This window comes from Bradyrhizobium sp. BRP19 (assembly GCF_020194195.1).
Taxonomy (GTDB): Bacteria; Pseudomonadota; Alphaproteobacteria; order Rhizobiales; family Xanthobacteraceae; genus Bradyrhizobium; species Bradyrhizobium yuanmingense.
Genome location: NZ_JADYVZ010000008.1, coordinates 182,844 through 197,103, shown reverse-complemented (window position 1 = coordinate 197,103; position 14,260 = coordinate 182,844). Strand labels below are relative to the sequence as shown.

Annotated in this window: 12 protein-coding genes and 1 pseudogene; 3 read left to right on the top strand and 10 right to left on the bottom strand. The window is 62.1% G+C overall.

What is annotated here, in order from left to right; all coding sequences use genetic code 11:
• Positions 1 to 94: 94 nt before the first annotated feature.
• The 3 genes from I6F36_RS24120 (at position 95) to I6F36_RS24110 (ending at position 2,812) form a co-directional block, all read left to right on the top strand.
• The gene (locus I6F36_RS24120; protein WP_036031691.1) at positions 95 to 1,774 is read left to right on the top strand and encodes a type II and III secretion system protein family protein; all 1,680 of its coding nucleotides are present in this window, start codon (positions 95 to 97) and stop codon (positions 1,772 to 1,774) included.
• Between the two features lie 14 nt (positions 1,775 to 1,788).
• On the top strand, positions 1,789 to 2,193 hold the full coding sequence (locus tag I6F36_RS24115) for a hypothetical protein (protein ID WP_036008116.1): 405 nt from the start codon (positions 1,789 to 1,791) through the stop codon (positions 2,191 to 2,193).
• Positions 2,194 to 2,395: 202 nt separating this feature from the next.
• A complete protein-coding gene (locus I6F36_RS24110) occupies positions 2,396 to 2,812 on the top strand; it encodes a tetratricopeptide repeat protein (RefSeq protein ID WP_036008114.1) in 417 nt (138 codons plus the stop codon).
• 37 nt (positions 2,813 to 2,849) lie between these two features.
• On the opposite strand, the gene I6F36_RS24105 is transcribed toward I6F36_RS24110, so the two are convergent.
• The 10 genes and pseudogenes from I6F36_RS24105 to I6F36_RS24060 all read right to left on the bottom strand — a co-directional run bounded on the left by I6F36_RS24105 (position 2,850) and on the right by I6F36_RS24060 (position 13,924).
• Positions 2,850 to 3,620, bottom strand: coding sequence for a hypothetical protein (locus I6F36_RS24105; RefSeq protein WP_109145690.1), 771 nt, complete (start codon positions 3,618 to 3,620; stop codon positions 2,850 to 2,852).
• Positions 3,621 to 4,307: 687 nt separating this feature from the next.
• Positions 4,308 to 5,258, bottom strand: a complete 951-nt coding sequence (locus I6F36_RS24100; RefSeq protein WP_225172309.1) for a TetR/AcrR family transcriptional regulator C-terminal domain-containing protein — start codon at positions 5,256 to 5,258, stop codon at positions 4,308 to 4,310.
• A gap of 59 nt (positions 5,259 to 5,317) precedes the next feature.
• Positions 5,318 to 5,974 (bottom strand): TetR/AcrR family transcriptional regulator C-terminal domain-containing protein, encoded by a 657-nt coding sequence (locus I6F36_RS39715; RefSeq protein WP_225172384.1) that lies wholly within the window; start codon positions 5,972 to 5,974, stop codon positions 5,318 to 5,320.
• A 30-nt stretch (positions 5,975 to 6,004) separates the two neighbouring features.
• Positions 6,005 to 7,582, bottom strand: a pseudogene (locus I6F36_RS24090) (DHA2 family efflux MFS transporter permease subunit); the annotation flags it as partial.
• The gene (locus I6F36_RS24085; protein ID WP_225172308.1) at positions 7,579 to 8,607 is read right to left on the bottom strand and encodes an HlyD family secretion protein; all 1,029 of its coding nucleotides are present in this window, start codon (positions 8,605 to 8,607) and stop codon (positions 7,579 to 7,581) included. The pseudogene I6F36_RS24090 and the gene I6F36_RS24085, both read right to left, overlap by 4 nt.
• A 105-nt stretch (positions 8,608 to 8,712) precedes the next feature.
• Entirely contained in the window at positions 8,713 to 9,360 is a 648-nt protein-coding gene (locus I6F36_RS24080; RefSeq protein ID WP_225150340.1) for an NAD(P)-dependent oxidoreductase, read from the bottom strand.
• Positions 9,360 to 9,566 (bottom strand): carboxymuconolactone decarboxylase family protein, encoded by a 207-nt coding sequence (locus I6F36_RS24075; RefSeq protein ID WP_225142614.1) that lies wholly within the window; start codon positions 9,564 to 9,566, stop codon positions 9,360 to 9,362. Before I6F36_RS24075 ends, I6F36_RS24080 begins: the two co-directional genes overlap by 1 nt.
• Before the next feature lie 111 nt (positions 9,567 to 9,677).
• Positions 9,678 to 10,607, bottom strand: a complete 930-nt coding sequence (locus tag I6F36_RS24070) for an MBL fold metallo-hydrolase (RefSeq protein ID WP_225172307.1) — start codon at positions 10,605 to 10,607, stop codon at positions 9,678 to 9,680.
• A 94-nt stretch (positions 10,608 to 10,701) separates the two neighbouring features.
• A complete protein-coding gene (locus I6F36_RS24065; RefSeq protein ID WP_225172306.1) occupies positions 10,702 to 11,919 on the bottom strand; it encodes an NAD(P)/FAD-dependent oxidoreductase in 1,218 nt (405 codons plus the stop codon).
• Positions 11,920 to 13,078: 1,159 nt separating this feature from the next.
• Entirely contained in the window at positions 13,079 to 13,924 is an 846-nt protein-coding gene (locus I6F36_RS24060) for an AraC family transcriptional regulator (protein ID WP_225114641.1), read from the bottom strand.
• Positions 13,925 to 14,260 lie beyond the last annotated feature (336 nt).

Here is a 14,260-nt window from a genome sequence, read left to right as displayed (position 1 = left end):
AAGCTCTGCGGCGTGGTGCGCAGAGGGGAACTATTGGGGATATCGAGCACGTAGATTTGCGGGGGAGCCGCGGATCGCAGTTGGGGGGACTCGAATGGGTGGCGGTCGCATTTCGGGTAAGATAAGGAGGCTTCTCGCCTTCAGCGTGATGGGTCTTGGCGCGGCGCTCGCCTCCTTTGCGTCCGCTGACCCCGCGACAGCGGCAGACCGGCGGGGCTCCTCCGGCGGCGGCGTCTTCGTCAGCGAAATGAACGACGTCCAGCGGGTCAAGGTGGTGGTCAACAAGTCACGCACCTTCAAGGTCGATACGGCTTTCGCAACTATCGTGGCCGGCTCGCCCGACATTGTGGACGTGAAGTCGCTCAGCGATCACCTGATCTACGTCCAGGGCAAGCAGACCGGCACCACCAACGTCATCCTGCTCGACTCCTCGATGAAGCAGATCGGCATCCTCGACGTCGAGGTCGTGATCGATACCACCAATCTCCAGCAGAACATCCGCAGCAGCACTGGCGGGCACGGGATCCGCGTCTCGGCTTCCGAGGGCCAGGTGGTGCTTAGCGGAACGGCGGCCGATGCGGTTACGGCCGAGCGGGCCATGGCGATCGCCACGAGCACCGTTGCGAAAGGCGGAGTCGTCGTCAACGCAATGAGTGTCGCGGCGCCGCAGCAGGTGATGCTGGAGGTGCGCTTTCTCGAGGTGAGTCGGGAGGCTGGCCGCAACCTAGGCGTCAATCTGTATGCGGCAAATGCCAATGGCACCAACGTCGGCAATACCGGCCTTGGTTCAACTACAGCCGTCGGGCGGGCGCCGATCGGCGGCATCAATAACATCACCAGAGTGCCCACCACCGGCAGCAACACTAGCGCCCTTACCACCAGCAGCACTCCTGTTGGCGCCAATCCTGCTGGCAGCCTTCCGATACTCGGAACTTTGGGGACGCTCGCCGGTACAGCGGGAGGTATTGCGCCGGCCCCGTTCGGAAGCTTGTTGACCAGCATTATCAGGACCACCAGCGGCGGCTCGGTGGACTTGTTGATCTCGGCGCTGGAAACCAAAGGATTGGCGCGCCGGCTGGCCGAGCCAAACTTGACCACGTTGTCCGGCGATGCCGCGCGCTTCCTCGCCGGCGGCGAGTTTCCGGTACCGATACCGACCCAGACCTCGAATGGCTTTCCCACGATCACGATCGACTACAAGAAGTTCGGTGTCGAACTGGCCTTCGTCCCCACCGTGCTCTCGCGCGGCGTGATCAACCTTCGGGTCGAGCCGTCGGTCAGTGAGCTTGATTTTGCCAATGCGGTGACGATCCAGGGGACGACTGTTCCTGCGCTGACCCGCCGCGACGCGCGCACCACGGTTGAGTTGCGCGATGGCCAGAGCTTTGCGATCGCCGGCCTGCTGCAGACCCGGAATCGCCAAGACGTTTCGCAACTGCCATGGATCGGCTCCGTGCCGGTGATCGGAAGCCTGTTCAGCAGCAAGTCGTACCAGCAGGAGGAAACCGATCTCGTCATCATCGTGACGCCGCGCCTAGTCGCGCCGGCCGCACCCGGTCAGCAATTGGCGTCGCCGCTCGACTCCCGCCTTCCGGCCAACGACGTCGATTTCTTCCTCAATGGCCAGATGGAAGTGCGCAAGCGTTACAATGACTACGTCAACTCCGGCGGCGACGTTAAAGGACCCTATGGTCACATCATCGCTCCCGAGGTCACTGCGACCATTCCGGCACCGGCCGTTGCGAACCAGCCGGTCGTAAAAACGCTCAACTGAGAAGGAAGCGGGAGATGACCATCAGGTATCTGGCTCTGTTCGCACCGCTGCTGCTCGGGGGATGTTACGGGGTGGCCGGTCATGACGAGGTGGACCGCTATTTCCAGCGTTCAGACACCATCACGATGAGTGCCGGCAATGCCAAGGAGGTCAACGCGGTCACCCACACAATCCATCCATGGCCGCGAAACGTCGGTGATCGCAGGATCACGTACGACGCCCGGCGCGTGGGCGCCGCCGTGACTCGCTATGGCAACACGAAACAGCCGGTGGATCAGCTTCCCGACATCGGCGATGCGACGAAACAAATGGGCGTGCGGACTGCCCCAACCCAGAACGTCAACATAGAAGGATTGGGGGCTGGATCGACTGCTGGAGTATCAGTGCCGGTTGGTGGAGTAGGCGTAGGCGGCAGGTAACGATTTTTAGTGCGTGGTTTTGGCGATTTTGTTTGCGAACGGCGCAGTGAAGTTGCTGCGACGTGCGGGGGACCAAGGGGTTATGCGACGTATCATCTTCATGCTGACCTGTTGCTGGTTGGGGATCGGCCTTGCGGGGTGTGATCATACGCTGAGGCAGGCTGCCGTCGTCGCTCCCGTCGAGTCGCCTGGGGGGGACCCCGTGCAGGAGCCGACGGACGTCAAATATTATCCCTCGGACGAGCCGGTACGGCTGGGCTTGGAGCATTTCAACCGCGGCAGCTACGGGTTAGCCAATCGCTATTTCAGGGATGCGGTCGAGAAATCGCCGAAGGACGTGACGGCCTGGGTTGGACTCGCGGCGAGCTATGATCGGATACGTCGCTTTGATCTCGCCGATCAGGCCTATGCCCAAGCGATCCGGCTGGGCGGCGAAACCGTGCAGGTCCTGAACGACCAGGGATATTCGTACATGCTGCGCGGCAATCTGAGTGCGGCGCGCCGAAAGTTCGAGAAGGCCTATTCGCTCGATCCAGGCAACCCGGTTATCGCCAATAACCTCGAGCTTCTCAATGGCAGCCGGCGGTTCATTGAAAGACCACCGAACAACCAGCCTTAAGAGGGCGATCGACTACTGCGATCGCGGCCAGTTCTCGTCAATTGGGCCCAATTACAGCATCAGCGTGACGGCTGCCGCTGCGGACGATGACAACAACGCCATTGCGAACGGTAAATCTCGCGCCGAGCAGCTTCCGCACCTTGTCCGTGATCGGAGAGGAAAAGGGAACGGTTTCTCCCACGACGGGATCGCCGACCTTTGTCGTCTCAGTCGCGGGGCCAGCAACTGGTGCAGGCTTGATATAGTCTCGGACAAGCTGAATCTCTTCACGTGACAGGATGAGCGGAGCCTGGTCGCGTTGGATCTCCGACGGCGGTTTGGGTATTCCACGGCTTGCCTTTTCGCGCATCTCGTTCGTGCTTGCGATCTGATCGAGCCTGGCTACGCGTAGCTTGAGTGCGATGATATCACGTTGCAGTGTTGCGATCTCCAATTTGCGCGCGTTGACCTGCATGAAAACAATGATCGCGCAAACGCAACTCACGACGAAGCCGACGCTCAGCAGTGCGATCAACCAGCGCTCGAAGTTTCCCGTCGACCCCCCGGTCGTTCGGGGGAGTTGATCGCGCTGGAGATGGCGCCGCCAGATGCGACGTGCTCGGTCGATCCAATTGGTAGAGCCCGTTACACCGGTCCCCGCCCGGCCCGACCCAAAATGCGCGGGTGACGAGGCGGCTTTCTCTCGGGCCGGTTCAACGGACGACGACGTGTCGACTTGCTCAAGCCCAAGATTGTCGGCGACGCGATCCGCCGTCGTCAGATGCGCGGCAGGGTGGAACGGATCCATCTGCTTATCGAGCCGGCCCATCTCCGCTCTCCATGCAGCCATCTATCAACTTCGCCAGTTCCGCCGACGCGGCAGAATGAGGGTACCCGAGGATTCGATCAATCGGAACGGAAAAGGCTCCAATCCGCCGCGTGAGCCGCTCTAACGGTAGCTTGCAAGAGACACGGCGCCAACCAGATGCCAGAGCCTACCCCGCGGATGCTCCGACCGCGCGGATGTTAGCCGGTGAAATGCAGCACTTTGATCGTGCGACGAACGCCCACTTTCAGTCGGATAAGCCCGGTCGTGCGACCAGCAAGTCATTGATTGTTCTCAACCCAAGGCTGACTCTTAATCAGCGGTCCCAGGTTCGAGCCCTGGTGCGCCCACCAAGTTCTTCAAGGACTTGCCCTCGCGAACCGTTTGAGACGACCGAACTCAAAACGGTTTTTGAAACGGTGATTTTGGCGGGCCATTCTCGGCATTGTGATCTACTTTACCCGCCGAGGCGGAGGCGAAGCCGACCCGAAGGCCGCCCGACAGAACCGCTTTCAACGTTCTGTCTGGATTAGAGCCGGCCGACATAGCCGGCATCTTCCCACTTCGTTTCTTTGTCGTCGGCGACGCATGGGGGCAGCTGCGCCGCGCTGCGAGTATGTAGAGAGACCGGCGCATCCTGGCCATGGCAACCCCACCTCACAGTAGGATTGTCGCTGCGAGTGGCACCAGTCATGCCGTCAATGCCGCTCGCGCAACGATTCCTGTCCTCTCGTCAGGCTCGGCGCCGTCGAGAAAGACTTTCACCGCGGTGCGAGCGCGCAAATCGATGTCGGAAAGCGTTGGTACGTCGCCGAGCTGAAGCACGGCCTCCAGATGGACGTTTCCATGGAGCATCCCAAGAAACTGGCGGGCGCCGGCTTCGCAATGTGCTAGATCGATTTCTCCGGCCTGCTTCGCTTTTGCCAGAATTTTCGTAAGGACCGCGATGGCTGGCGTAGGTCCATGTTGCGCGTAGGCCCGTGTCGCATCGGGGTAGCGGTCCGCTTCAAGTATGGCTGTATAACAGACCTCCAGCAACGACGGCGTCATCATCGTTTCGAGGAGATTGCGCCCAATGATGATGAGTAGTTCCCTGAGTGGCAAGGAAAGCTGGTCGGCACTGACACTCAGCGCGTTGGACGAGTAATGGCTGACGACTTTGGTGAACTGGTCGACGAGAAGTTGCTGCACGTTCTCGCGCCGCGTTGACCTTTCGCGCAGTAGCTGCCGGTAGAGACCGTGCGGTGTCCATGTCCAGCTCGGTCGGCCGAGCAAGAACGCCGAGAGAACCGCGCAGTTCGACCAACCGCGAAGCTGGCTCGCTGTGCCCGGGACCGCTTCGCGGACCCGCAGGATATCGCCCGTCGCACCCCACCGAAGAAATCTGACGGCATCGGCCGGTGGCAGGATCGTCACCATCATGCGCGTCCACCACGGCTCAACGAGCAGCCAACTCCCCGTGCTCGTGGGCCGCATGGCAAAGACATGCTTATGCCTGTGATGGACGAAGCGATGCCACCATTGCCGTCGAAGGCCGGGCACGAAACAGACGATCCAGTCGGCGGGGTCGACTGTCACCAGGGACCCATTATCGTCGATGCTGTTCGCCAGGTCCGCCGGGACGTCGCCGACAACCTTCATTCTTGAAGGGCTCTCGCTCGGGCCAGACCATCTTGACCGGCCAATATCATTGGCTGCGCTCATCGCTTCATGCTCCTCGTGCTCCCACATCCATGAATGAAGCTTTCGATACTGGCTCTGACGCGGTCGGCGGCTGGGGCTTCGAGGCTGATTGCCGGAGTCAGCATCAGCGCCTGGTAGAGCGGTTCTCTCAGTAGTCCCAGCAATTGCTCGGCGTATAGCTGAGCGTCCGATATCGACAGGATCCCCCGCTCATTTGCTGCGGACAGAAACTCCCGTAGCTTGAGTGTGACAATCGCTTGTCCCGCCTCGTGCACCCGCTTCTTCAGCGCAGGATTGCGTGCACCCTCGGTCATCATCATCCGAACGAAGCCGACCAGGGTGGTCGAGTATTCCTTCCAGGCAACGCGGCCGAACGCGATGAGTGTCTCGCGTGCATCATCTACGGTGCCGGGGTGCGCTCTCCTCACCAACGGCTGCGATATGAGGGAGGCTTTGTGTTCGGCGATCGCGACGATGAGCTCGTCGACGCACTTGAATGCCGATAGAATGTCTTCCTTCGAGTATCCGCTTCGGTCCAAAATACTATCGAGGTCAGCGGGCGCGCCGCTCGGATGGGCGAGGGCCTCGCTGACCGCCAGCACGATCTCGGCGCGAGGGTCTGGCCTCGACACGGCATTGGCTTGGCGGGAGGGTTTCGACGCGGGGTATGTCATGTACGGCTCCTCGGTTCGGGCTAACTGCGCCGCGCGCTTCTTCGCGTGCAGGGCAAACGCGATCTTGATGGTGACCAGAACCGGCGCAGCGATGACGAAAAGAAGAGCGATGGCAGCGAACGCGGTGTCGAAAGCGATCACCGTGGATTGACCGGTGAGGGCTCGACCCAACAGACCCATCGCAGTCCGGCCGGCGGCCACGCTGTCCATTCCTCGTGCTGCGAGCATGGCACTCGTCGTTCCCAGCCGCTCGCTGACCGCGGGAAGGCCTGCGGTAACACTGGCGCTGAGCACCGTGGCATTGGTGGTGACATTGTGGTCGATCATGGTCTGGAGCCCGGCTACCCCCATGAGGCCACCGAGTTGGCGCCCGGCGTTGAAAAGACCGATGCCGGACGCTCGATTGCGGTTGTTGAGGTCGCTGAAAGCGATAAGGGTGATCGACAGGAAGAGGAAGCCAAGTCCAAAGCCGCGTAGCTGGATGGCGGCCATCATGTCGTCGGCGCCACTTTCGGTGGTCGAGCCGGACAGCATCCACATCGCGGCCATGATCATCAGGATGCCGAACGGCACGGTGACGATCGGCGGGGCGCCGCGGACCTGCATGAGGAAGGCAGCAATGAGGAGCGCGCCGACGAAAAGCGCGCCGCTCGGCAATAGGAGCTGGCCGGCCTCACTTGGCGTGAACGCGAGTACGGACACGGCAAACGACGGGATCAGATACGCGCTGCCGAACAAGGCGGCACCGGCGACGAAACTGACGATGAAGGCGAAGGAGAAATCGCTCGACCGGAACAGGGTGAAATCGAACAGGCCTTGGCTTTTGGCCATCGCTTGTTGGCCGAGAAATGCCAGCAAGGCGGCTGCGCCGATCACGGTCAGCCACACGATGCGAGGCTCCTCGAACCAACGCCATCGGCTGCCTTGGTTGAGAACATAGGTGAAGCAGAAGAATGTGACTGAGATCAGCAAGAAGCCGACCCAGTCGAACGGAAGGCGCGCAGCCGCAACGGGCCTGGGGCCGTCTGCGATCACGAGAAGTCCGATAGCGGCGAGGGCTACCGGAACAACGCCGAAGAAGATCCATGCCCACGACTGGCTGTCGATCAACCATCCCTGGAGCGCCGGAGCGATGGTCGCAGGAGCGACCACGGACCCCATCGCAAACAGAGCCTGAAGGATCGGCTGGTAGGATCGCGGATAGGCGAGAAAAATGATCGACTGTCCCGCGACAAGCAAGGTGCCGCCGGAGAAGCCCTGTATGATGCGGAGTGCGACCAGCAGATCTAACCGATACGTGATGGCGGCGATGCCGCAGGCCGTGCCCATGACCAGCGTCGAACCGATGATCAGGCGGCGCGGACTGGTGCGTGTCATGAGCCAGGAGGCGGCCATGAACCCGACTAGCTTCGTTGCGGTGTATCCGATGTCCAGCCAGGCGAACTCGTCGGGAGTCGCATGGGTGTCGCCAATGATGTCGTTGCGCCCGAGCGACAGGACGGTGCTTGCGATCGCCTCCGTCAGAGTGGCGAGCACGATGCCTGCGACAAGAATGCTTCCTGCCGCGCGCCTGTCGTAGCCTGGCGTGGCGTCGGCGATCGCGGTCATGTGCCGCTTCCTCGATCTATTTCGACACGCGCCGACAGGCCAGGCACGACGCGGCCGGGCAATGGATTTCTGTCGAAGCGGATTTTCACAGGCACCCGTTGAACGACACGAATGAAGTTCCCCGTCGCATTGTCAGTGGGGAGCAGGGTGAACGCAGAACCGCTGCCGGGCGCAAAGCTGTCCACCACACCTTCAATTGTCTGGTTCGGATAGCCGTCCACCTTGATGCGGGCGCGCTGACCGGGCCGGATATGTTCGATCTGGCTTTCCTTGAAGTTCGCCACCACCCACACGTCCTTGACCGGAACGATGTCGAGCAAGGAGGTGCCCGGCGCGACAAGCCGGCCGACGCGAACCTGGCGGTTGCCGACGACGCCGTCGACCGGCGCATGCACCACGGTGTGGTCCAGATCGATCTGGGCGAGGTCGCGTGCGGCGTGCGCTTGCGCCACTGCAGCAAGTGCAGCTTCGCGCTGGCTGGCAAGGACGGCGATGCGTGCCCGCTGGGCCTCCACCGTTGCCGCCGCCGCCGATACGCCCGCCTCGGTTCTCGATAACGCCGCATCGCTTTCATCGACCTGCGCCTGGCTGACCGCGTTGGTGCGGATCAGTTCGCGGCGGCGATCGGAGGCCTTCCGCGCCAGATTCATCTCGGCCACGCTCGCAAGTCTTTGAGCTTCGGCCTGCCGTATCAGGGCATGCTGGAGTTGGATCTCCGCATCGACATTGGTGAGGCGGGCTTGGGCGGCTTCGACATTGGCCTCGGCTTGCGCCAGGCGTGCGCGGTAGTCGCGATCGTCGATCCGGAACAGGACGTCGCCTGCACGAACGGTCTGGTTATCCTGAACCTCCACGGCCGTGACGTAGCCTGCAGCCTTCGGCGCGAGCGAGGTCATTTCGCCGCGAATATAGGCGTTATCGGTGAATGTCTCGTTCGAATGGGCATACGCCCAGCCACCAGCCACAAGCACGACAGCGCCGAGGCACAGCACCAAGCCGACCGCCTTCTTGTTAACATGCACCACGATACCCTCCTGCAACGGTTGTTGTCGCTGACAGCTCTGCCAATTCACTCACGGTCCGGCCGCCATCGGCGGAGATCGCGGTTTCCCCGCAATTCGTCGCCAAACCTAGTTGCGCACCGTTATGGCCTTCTTGTATGTCGCGGGGTCATCGAGGATCTTGACCAAATACTCGGCCACGTCCGCGCGGGTGGCTGTTGAGGTGATGTTCCAGCGCAGATCGGTCCCGGCCCTCAGGTTTCCGCGAGCACGCTTGAATGTCAGCGTCGCCGGTCGAACGATCGTCCAATCGCAGTCACTCTCCCGGACAGCTGCCTCCTGCGCCTCCTTGTCTGCCATCACCTCCTTGAGTGCGAGCTTGACCATGAAGCCTGCGCCAAAACTCCCGGTGTGGTAGCTCTCACCGACACTCACCGAGCTCTCAACGATGAGTCGACTCTGGCCTGGAGGCATGGCGGCCAGAATGTTCTTGGTTCCCACCGAGCAAACCGGGACACCGGGCTGGCGTCGACCCAGATCCTCCTTCGCCTGAGGTACCATCCCCAACGTGCAGATCACCGCATCCGCACCTTGGACCGCAGAGGCCACCGAGGCTGCATCCATTGCATCGCCCTCGACGATCCTGAGATTCGGATGCGTCAAGGGCATGCGCTTCGGGTCACGGACAAAGGCAGTGACGACGTGACCCGCGGACAAGGCGGACTCAACGACGAGCCGTCCTGTCGACCCCGTTGAACCAAAGACAACGACGTTCATCACACTCTCCCATCGCGCGGCTTCGAGGCGCGATCGCCGTGCGGAGGGTCCGTGAAGCCAGCAGCATCTTTGCGCGGACACTCAGGTTGCGCCGGGGTCATCAACGGGAGCGGGCACTCACCGTGGCGGGTGGCTTCCTTGATATGCATGTGCACGCAGAAGGCGCAGCCGTTGACTTGCGAGGCGCGCACGGTCTCGTGTTTCATCGAGGTCGAGCTCCAAGAGGATTTTGGGTGAGCGGGCCGCGCTCCGGCGCCGGCAACGCGGCCCTTATCGAATGAAGCGCCTACGAGGCGCCTCTCGATCGAACTGTGCGATCAGTAGTCCCAGAAGACCGGGACCCAACGAAAGGCGTCGCCGTCGACTGCCACATGCCCGACGGACGGGAACGGCAGGTGAGTGGCCACCAGCAGTCCACCGGTCTCAGCCAGTTCCCGCAAAAGACTGATACGAACGCGGGCCGACTCCTCGGGATCGTGTTCGAAGCCGTTGTACCAGTCGGGGTGCTCGAACCCGACCGCGAACACGAGGTCGCCGGCGAACGTCAGCCGGTCGCCGCCGGACGCCACGCGGACCACGCTGTGCCCGGGGGTGTGGCCGCCGGTGCGAGTGACGATCACTCCCGGTGCCACCTCGTACTGCTCCTCGAACGGCCGTAGCTGGCTGCGGTACTCTTTCACGAACCGCTTGGCGGTCGATCGAAGCGCGTCCGGGAAACCCGGCGGCATGGCGACGTGGGAGAAATCGGGCGCCTCCCAGAACTTGACCTCGGCGGCCGCCACGTGGATCCGCAGGTCCGGACGTAGCTGTTCCTTGACCCCTTCGACGAGCAGCCCACCGATGTGGTCCATGTGCATGTGGGTCAGCACCACGTCGGTCACGGACGCAAGATCGATGTCGGCGGCCTCCAGTCGCTTGATCAATTGCCCGGCGCGCGGCAAGTGCAAGTCCGGGTCGAGCCCAAGCCCAGCATCGACGAGTATGGTCCGGTCGCCGCTACGCACCACGACCACATTCAGCGCCCAATCGTAGGCGTCGGGCGGCAGGAACATGTCTTTCAGCCAGGTCGCCCGGACGGCCGGGTCGATGTTGTGTGCCAACATTGCGGTTGGGAGCGGTAGCACGCCGTCGCTGACGACCAGCACGTCAATGTCGCCGACCTGCACCGCGTAGCGCGACGGAACCAATTCCTTGGACCCCGGTCCACTGCGGTGTGAGGTGTTGGCAAGGCTCGTGTCTACGTCCATGTTCGATCTCCTGTTTCATGTTCAAGGCTACTGGCTGGTCTCGGTTGAGCTGGCCGCGCAGCCAGCGAGAGGCGCGGCCCATTTCGCGTGAAGCCTAGAAGAAGCCACTCACGTCAGTCACACGCTCCGGATCGGCAGAGGCCAGCGCGGCGGCACGCTCGGGCTGCGGCGGATAGATCCAGACGGTGTTGATCTCCTGCTTGGTCTTCTTGGCGACCTCGCCGACCATCGCCACCTTGCGTTCCCAGCCAACGGTGAACAGCGCACCGGCTTCGCCGAGGTCGAGGCAGGTGACATAGCCCTTCTGGTGATAGGGCTTGGTCGGAACGCCCAACAGTTCGGCGGCGGCGTTGTTGCCGGCAAAAGCGCCCATTCGCGTGGCGTGCTGACACGACATCAGCGCGTAATTGCCGATATCGTCGCTTGCGGCCCTGGCGGCATCGCCGGTAGCGAAGACACCTGGCACTGATGGCACGCGCAAATCCCGGTCGACCAGTAGGCGGCCGAAATTGTCGCGCTCGGCCGGGATCTGCTGGGTCAACGGTGCCGCGCGAATACCTGCCGCCCAGATCACGGTCTCGGCCTCGATGTGCTCGCCGTCGGAAAGCGTGACGCCGGATTCGTCCAGCGATGTAATTCCGGCGCCAAGCCGGGTCTCCACGCCGAGCTTGCGCAGGGCCTCTTCGATGACAGGACGGGGGCCTTCGCCCATATCAGGCGCGATCGCCTTGTTGCGGTCGACGATGATGACGCGCGTCTTGGCGTCCTTGCCGAGGATTCCGCGCAGTCGCGAGGGCATCTCGGTGGCCGCCTCGATGCCGGTGAAACCGCCGCCGGCAACGACAACCGTGTCACGCCCGTTCGCCGCCGGCCGTTTCGCCAGGCCGCGCAAATGCTTGTCGAGGGCGACTGCATCATCGAGCGAGTCGACGCTAAATCCGTGCTCGCTAAGGCCCGGAATGTTCGGACGGAATAGCCGGCTGCCGGTCGCCACCACCAGCCGGTCGTAGGAAAGGGTCTTCTTCGCACCCTTGGTGGCGACGATGCCCACCGTGCGGGATTTGGCGTCGATGGTTTCGGCGCTGCCTTGCACGTAAGTAACATCGACGGCCTTGAGCACATCCAGCAGCGGCGCCGTCAGGGTCTCGGGCTTCGGTTCGTACAGCCGCGGCCGGACCACCAGCGTTGGCTCTGGCGCGACCAGCGCGATCTCGAGCTCCTCGGGCGAAACGCCCTGGATATCGCGCAGGCGGGCTGCGGAAAGTGCGGCGTACATGCCGGCGAAGCCGGCTCCTATGATAACAAGTCGCATGTGATCTACTCCTTGGTTTGATTTTCTCGGTAGTGCACCGCCGCTTCTCTTTGGCGGCAAGCATCCTCCGATCGACGTCGACGCGAACAGGCGGACAGAAGACCGGCGGACCTATGGTAGGCAGTTCGGTTCCGAAGACATCGGCATGGGGTTTTCACAAGCCGCGCGGCAGCCTCCGAAAGGGGATGCCCAGCCACGGTTAAGGGTCACGGGCAAAGCTGGGCTCGGGCCCCAGTTCTGGTAGGGGAGCTGGGCGCCTACTTTGGACATGATGGAAATCACGGGACTGGTCCGTTGCACGGCCTGCGCTGGAATTTCCACCTCCTCCCCCGCTGCTGAAGTGAAGCGAACTCCCAATGAAAGTCCGTACACGAGTGCGGTCACGAAGCCTTTTCGGCGTGAAGTGATTGCAAGCCGGTCGACCAAGTTCTTCCTGAGCATGTTGTCTCCGTCTGCCGGGGCGTGGGGCACCCTCATGATCTAGCGGACCGAAGATGCGACTGCGCCAGAGCGATTGCTGTACCTGCAGAGCGATTGCTGCTAACGCACGCGGCGTTGCGCTAGGGCTTTCGCCCAGCCAATCGCTGAACGCCACGGCGGGGCGTACGAGGACCGCGTAGCCGAGCTCCGCCGCCAGCGACAAAAAACCATGCGTCGGCGACTTGCAGCATGTTCATGGTGATCGAGCGGTACTGTGGCGCAGCCGAACGGACGGCGAGATCCCGGTGCTTTCCTTGAAGGCTCGGCAGAAGTGGAAGCTCGACAGGCCCGCCTCGCGAGTGAGACATCGGTATCGATGTCCGCGCAAGTGTTCGCCGGTGCGGCGGCATTGCCATCGGCGACAACGCGTCAATGACCGGCTGGATCGCGGTCCAAGAGATCGCAGGGGATGCCGTGCCGGACAACGCGCTCGACTGTTGTCTGCGGATTACAGCATCATGTTTCAAGAACCCGGGAATACCCATGGCGAGGTTGAGCCCGGTCGATGAGTGTCATCGTGCGAGAACGCGCCGCTCCAAACACCGCCGATATCCCACTCACCGCTAGAACCGCAGTGATGCCGTGGGGGAGAGCCATGGACGTGGTCGGCCATAAGTGCGACTGCGTCGTGGACATTTCCCGCTGTGGGGAAAAGCTTGTTACGGTAGAACGAATGCCGTCAACGCTTGTGACGTCTCCAGTCGCTTGGCGTTTCGCCGGTCAGTTTCTTGAATGCCGCGGCGAAGGCGGTCTGGGAGGAGTAGCCGAGGGCCGCCGCGATCGAGACGACGGATTCATCGCTATCGCGCAGCATGCTCATGGCCTGCTCGAGCCGGTACTGGCGCAGCCAGGCATGAGGCGAAAGCCCGGTGCTTTCCTTGAAGGCACGGCAGAAATGAAAGCGCGATAGACCGGCATCCGAAGCCAGCGCCGCGAGCGAGACGTCCGAATCGCTGTCCGAGCGCAAGCGGTCGGTGGCACGGAGCAGGACCTTCGGCGAAAGCCCGCCCATTGTTGGCTGGATCGTCGTTGGCGAGCCGGTGTGCGCAGCCAGAAGACGCGTGGCCAGGAGGTCTATTAATTGGTGCCTGAACAGCGTATCCAGCGCCTCATTGCTCTCCAGGACATCCGTCGCGCTCAAGATCAATCGGGACGTAATGGGGTCGTGATGCGCCGTTCGCTCCACGAGGTCGATCGGTGTGGCGGTGTTGGCTTCGTCAGCGACGCGCTTGAGCACTGCGTGAGGAAGATAGAGCTGAACGACATCAACAGGTTTCGGAATATCCCATCGTGAGCTTGATCCTTCCGGAATGATTATCAATACACCGGGCCGAAACGTTCCGATCGCAACCGATCTGCCTGTCCGACGCTCCATGCGCTGCATCGAGCCGTTGTAAGCCATGATGACGTGATGGCTCATAGGCTCGACGACGTCGTGCAATGGCTCATGTTTCCAGTGAGCGATCGCGCTCCCAGAGGGGTCCAAAGCCATGCTGAGTGGTTTGGTGTGAAGCACGCGTGCCATCTCAACATCGGCAGGACGGCGGTCGGCAACCTGCAAATAACGCTGCTGCGCGCCGGAAGCGTCTGGCTGATTTTGTTGATGTGAATGATCGCGCAAGATTGGCTGGCTCATGAACCTGTCCTAGCTTCGAGGAGCATCGTTGAGCGTTCGGCGCGCGTTCTAAGCGGGTACAGGCCCAGCGTCTTTCTCAAAACTCCCGTGCTTTGCCTGATCCTGCTGTAAGCTGATGCTAGGCGCCCGCGCCGCGATTAAAGTCGCAATCAGCGCGGCGGACGGTGGCGGTTAACTGCTGTCGAAATAGGCAATCGACGCCGGGAGCCGTCGTAAGCGGCAGCG

Coding starts and splice junctions, on each gene's coding strand:
- I6F36_RS24120 (WP_036031691.1), top strand. CDS start 95: ATGGGTGGCGGTCGCATTTCGGGTAAGATAAGGAGGCTTCTCGCCTTC.
- I6F36_RS24115 (WP_036008116.1), top strand. CDS start 1,789: ATGACCATCAGGTATCTGGCTCTGTTCGCACCGCTGCTGCTCGGGGGA.
- I6F36_RS24105 (WP_109145690.1), bottom strand. CDS start 3,620: ATGGGCCGGCTCGATAAGCAGATGGATCCGTTCCACCCTGCCGCGCAT.
- I6F36_RS24100 (WP_225172309.1), bottom strand. CDS start 5,258: ATGAAGGTTGTCGGCGACGTCCCGGCGGACCTGGCGAACAGCATCGAC.
- I6F36_RS39715 (WP_225172384.1), bottom strand. CDS start 5,974: ATGACATACCCCGCGTCGAAACCCTCCCGCCAAGCCAATGCCGTGTCG.
- I6F36_RS24080 (WP_225150340.1), bottom strand. CDS start 9,360: ATGAACGTCGTTGTCTTTGGTTCAACGGGGTCGACAGGACGGCTCGTC.
- I6F36_RS24075 (WP_225142614.1), bottom strand. CDS start 9,566: ATGAAACACGAGACCGTGCGCGCCTCGCAAGTCAACGGCTGCGCCTTC.
- I6F36_RS24070 (WP_225172307.1), bottom strand. CDS start 10,607: ATGGACGTAGACACGAGCCTTGCCAACACCTCACACCGCAGTGGACCG.
- I6F36_RS24065 (WP_225172306.1), bottom strand. CDS start 11,919: ATGCGACTTGTTATCATAGGAGCCGGCTTCGCCGGCATGTACGCCGCA.
- I6F36_RS24060 (WP_225114641.1), bottom strand. CDS start 13,924: ATGGCACGCGTGCTTCACACCAAACCACTCAGCATGGCTTTGGACCCC.